The 2,145-nt window shown below is 47.4% G+C and carries 1 protein-coding gene and 1 pseudogene; one reads left to right on the top strand and one right to left on the bottom strand.

Features of this window, described 5'->3' with window-relative positions; genetic code table 11:
- Positions 1-313: pseudogene (locus tag B4113_RS18745) on the top strand (IS4 family transposase); the annotation flags it as partial.
- Between the two features lie 462 nt (positions 314-775).
- Here the strand turns inward: B4113_RS18745 and B4113_RS08435 are convergent.
- Positions 776-1,690, bottom strand: coding sequence for an Rpn family recombination-promoting nuclease/putative transposase (locus B4113_RS08435; protein ID WP_033844378.1), 915 nt, complete (start codon positions 1,688-1,690; stop codon positions 776-778).
- Positions 1,691-2,145: the final 455 nt, after the last annotated feature.

Genomic DNA, 2,145 nt, shown 5'->3' with positions numbered 1-2,145 from the left:
AGGGACTCGCTTTCAGTGCCACTTGTATGGAACGTTGATTGCCTTATTGATCAGCTCTACGGTCATGTTTGCCATGAGAGAATGGCTCTATCGAAAACAGAAAAAGGAATTGAGCGAATAGAAGGCGATGAGTATGATCAAGGAGTGGGGGATGGATTGATTTCAAGCCTTATGGTGTTCCGAGGCGCTAGCTGCCCAGCTTCTTTCTAAACTCTGTAACATAATCGCTCAACACGGAAAAAAATCAAGGCGTTATACAAAAAAGAGCGCTTTAGACATTATCGAGAGTTTGGTCATCATGCCGTTGTCGTAAAGAATTTCCATCTTATACCATAAAAAACCTTCTATAGGGAAGGTGTATTTGGCATGCCTATCTTTCCATATTCCCACGGTCACAGCCTCCAAAGATATAGAGTGAAGCCTTGGAGCTACTCGCTCCAAGGCTTCACTTGATGGCTATGAAGGAGAACCAAAAAGGAGAAATCACGGGAACTATTTTGTGAGCTCCCTCTGTAAATGATCACTTTATTTCAGAACAAAGCAAAGGAATCAGTCTTGCTTCATCATATGGCAGAGTGCAAACCGAAGGATTGTTTGCGCCCCTGCCTTTTCAACATTAGAATCAAAACGCCAATCGGGACGATGAACGTCGCCGACAAATTCTGTCAATAGACTTTACCCTCGATGGCCGTAAGGTTCGAACGCATAAAATGATTGTCGTCGATCCCCCGGGATTTTTGCACGATTGGAGGTCGACGACAATGCGAAGGCGGGTTTACTTCTTCAGCTGTTCAATCTTTTCCGCCGGCAGCCCGGTCAGCTCGTGGATCGTGTCGACATCATATCCTTTAGCGAGCATGCGCTTCACCACCTCAAGCTTCCCTTCCTCGATCCCTTGTTGGCGCCCTTGTTTCATGCCTTGTTTGATCCCTTGTTCGATTCCCTTCTCGATTCCCTTTTCCATTCCCCGCTGTTCATACGAAATGATGAGTTCCATGACTTGCTTCGCCTCCTTTGTCTCCATTTGGCTCACCTCGTTTCGCAGTTTCGCTTCCTCTTCTGCAGACAACCGCAAATATGTTTCAAAAAAGCCGAACAACAACCGCTGTTTTGCCTCATCGAGCTCAAGGCGGACGAGCATGCGCAAAAACTCTTTTTTCACTTCGACTTTCTCTTCTTTATTATACCCCATTTTGCTTATCAAGGCGGCGGCGACAGGGTTGTCATGGCGGATGTACGCGCGCCACGGCAGTTTGCGCAATTCCACCGTCAAGTAACGAAAATCGAGAACGGTCAAGAACGGAAACTGGATGCGCCACGAAGAAGGTTCATCGCGGGATTCGTCATAGCTGAAGATGGCAATTGGAACAATGCGGCGGCGGTATTTTTGAAACAGGCGGCTAAAGTAGAGGAACATTCGCTCAGGGAACGTCTGTTGGGCATAGCTTTGGTGTTCGACATGGACGATGATGAGCCCTTCCTCCCCCTTCATCTTCGTTTCGACCAATAAGTCGACGCGATGCTTCTCCCCCGCCGTGACGTCGGTAAACAGTTCTTCTGAGAGGAAAGAGAGGTGGCGAACGTCAATGTGCTCGTACACATCGGGAAAAAAGAGAAGCAAAAATTCTTCGAAGAACGTCGACAGCAACTCCTTGAACAACCGGTCGTGGTCGATTCGCGGTTTGGTCACGTTTTCCCTCCTTGCGACATTGAATTCGCTGTATTTTATTCGCTCTTTGTGGCCGAATTCCTTCTTTTCCTTATTAGGAGGCTGACGATTGACGGCTGTCCAACGTTGTTTCGCAAATGGCAAAGCCGCGTAACGCCATTGTTTTTTCCTTATGATATCCGACAAGTCGAGCGAAGCGGCCGTTTTTCACCAGTCCTCTAAGAGGTTGGTGATTGAATCGTGGATACCGCTTTGCAATATCATTTCTCAACGAGAAAAACTTTGTTGCATCGGTCCTGCTTTTCACGCGTTCCCCCATTGATGAAGGGAATCAGCGGTTTTTCACCAGCCTTGTCAGTCGCCCTGACGACACAGGTTAAAGACGGCAAGAACCGAAACTAAGAGGGTGTCCCAAAAGTGTTCGCATAGCGTTCGCTTTTCGGACACCCTCCTTTTTTTCGCAAAAAAAAATAAGA

It is taken from the genome of Geobacillus sp. B4113_201601, from assembly GCF_001587475.1.
Taxonomy (GTDB): Bacteria; Bacillota; Bacilli; order Bacillales; family Anoxybacillaceae; genus Geobacillus; species Geobacillus icigianus.
This window is presented reverse-complemented; position numbering and strand designations above follow the sequence as displayed.